The organism is Microbacterium sp. Bi128, assembly GCF_918698205.1.
In genome coordinates, this window is record NZ_CAKKMM010000830.1 from 1 (window position 1) to 2,241 (window position 2,241).

Genomic DNA, 2,241 nt, shown 5'->3' on the forward strand with positions numbered 1-2,241 from the left:
CGAACCTGCGCGGTCCGCCGAGGCCGCCGCCCTCCGCGCCGGTCAAGGTGGCGATGACCTCCTTGCCCGCGATCCATTTTTCGCATTCGTAGTGTCCGTGGTCCCAGATGCTGACCGTCCCGGCGCCGTACTGGCCCTTGGGAATGTCACCCTCGAAGTCGGCGTAGTCCAGCGGGTGGTCCTCGGTCTGGACCGCGAGGTGGTTCTTGGTTTTGCTGGTCGGGACGCCCTTGGGCAGTGCCCAGGACACCAGCACGCCGTCGCGTTCCAGCCGGAAGTCGTAGTGGAGCCGGCTGGCGTGGTGCTCCTGGATGACGAACTTCTCCCGCCGTGTCCCGCCGTCGTCCCCGGCGTGGTGCCGGTCCGCGGTGAAGGGCTCGGGAGTGGCCGCCCTGTCCCGTTTGGTGCGGTACTTTTCCAGCCGCGGATCGGTGTCGCCGCCGTCGCCGGCCGGCTCGGGAGAGATTTCGGCCCGCCCTCCGGGCAGGTGGACGTCCCGGTGGTCCGCCCGGCGGTCCGGCGCGTGCGCCGCCGGGGCTCCGGCGCCGTGCCGGCCGCCGGAAACCGGGGCGAACGGATCCTTGCCGGCTGCGACGCGCTTCATCACCTCCTGGAAATCCAGCTGGTGCAGCGACGCGGAACTGAGTTCCCGCCATGTGCGCGGGGCGGCCACCGTCGGCCGGAGCCGGCCGCGCAGCGAGTACGGCACGATCGTGGTCTTGGCCGCGTTGTTCTGGCTCCAGTCCACCAGCACCTTGCCCGTGCGCAGGGTCTTTTTCATGTCGCTGACGGCGAGATCCGGGTGGTCTGCCTCGAGCGAGCGGGCCAGTTCGCGGGCGAAGGCGGAAATCCGGTCCGAGCTCTGGGACCCGTCCAGGGCCGCGTAGACGTGGATGCCCTTGCTGCCGCTCGTCACCGGTACGGGGTCCAGGCCAACGTCCTGCAGGATGGTGCGGGCCAGCCTGGCCACCTCCACGCACTCCGCCAGTCCCGCGCCCTCGCCCGGGTCCAGGTCCAGCACCAGCCGGTCGGGCGGCATGGCGTTGCCGTGGGAGTCAACCCGCCACTGCGGCACGTGGATCTCCAGGGCCGCGATCTGGGCCAGCCAGGTGAGGGTGGCGGGATCATTGACCAGGGGATATTGGATGGTCCGGTCCTTGTGCGTGATGGCGGCACGGGGCACCCAGCCGGGCGTTGAATGGTCCAGGTTCTTCTGGAAGAACATTTCCCCGGGGGCGTCGGCGGTCCCGACGCCGTGGACCCAGCGCTTGCGCGTGGCCGGCCGGTTGCGGGCGGCGGGGATCAGCACCGGCGCGACGGCGGCGTAGTAGGCCAGGACGTCGGCCTTGGTGGTGCCCGTCTCCGGGTACATGATTTTTTCCAGGTTGGTGAGCACCAGTTCGCGCCCGTCCACGCGGACGCGTTCCTTACCGTTGGGCAAAACCCTTCACCTCCGCGCAACTGTGATGTTCACTTGATCCATGAGAGCCATCTGGAAAGGCGCAATAGCGTTCGGGCTGGTCAACGTGCCGGTCAAGGTCTACAGCGCCACCGAGGACCACGACATCAGCCTCCACCAGGTCCACAACGCCGACGGCGGCCGGATCCGCTACCAGCGCCGTTGCGAGGTCTGCAGCAAGGTCATCGACTACGAGGACATCGACAAGGCCTACGAGGACGACGGCCGCACGGTGGTCCTGACGCGCGACGAGCTCAAGTCCATCCCGGCGGAAAACAGCCACGAAATCGAAGTGGTCCAGTTCGTTCCGGTCGACCAGCTCGATCCGATGATGTTTGAAAAGAGCTACTACCTTGAACCCGACTCCAAGTCGCCCAAGGCCTATGTGCTGCTGCGGCGCGCCCTCGAGGACACGGACCGGGTGGCAATTGTGCAGTTCGCGCTCCGGGACAAGACCCGGCTTGGCGCGCTGAGGATTCGCGACGAGGTCCTGGTGCTGCAGTCGCTGCTGTGGGCCGACGAGGTCCGCGAGGCCAGCTTTCCCGCACTCGAGACCTCCATCCGGATCTCGGCGCAGGAACGCGAGATGTCCGCGGCCCTGGTTGACTCGATGGCCTCCGACTTTGAGCCGGACCAGTTCACGGATGATTACCAGGAGCAGTTGCGTCAGCTGATTGAGGCCAAGCTGGACAAGGGGGAGTCGCTGGACACGGAGGAGACCTTCGGCGCCCCCGCCGAGGCCGGCGAGGGCGAAGTTATCGACCTGATGGAAGCCCTCAAGC

General features: G+C 67.6%; 2 protein-coding genes. One reads left to right on the forward strand and one right to left on the reverse strand.

Annotation, left to right across the window (positions count from 1 at the left end; all coding sequences use genetic code 11):
- On the reverse strand, nt 1–1,372 hold a 1,372-nt coding region (gene ligD, locus LQV45_RS26830; protein ID WP_374208303.1), incomplete at its 3' end, for a non-homologous end-joining DNA ligase.
- 109 nt (nt 1,373–1,481) lie between these two features.
- On the opposite strand from ligD, the gene LQV45_RS26835 reads away from it, so the two are divergent.
- Nucleotides 1,482–2,241, forward strand: a 760-nt coding sequence (locus LQV45_RS26835; protein ID WP_230009786.1) for a Ku protein, incomplete at its 3' end; no start/stop codon positions are given.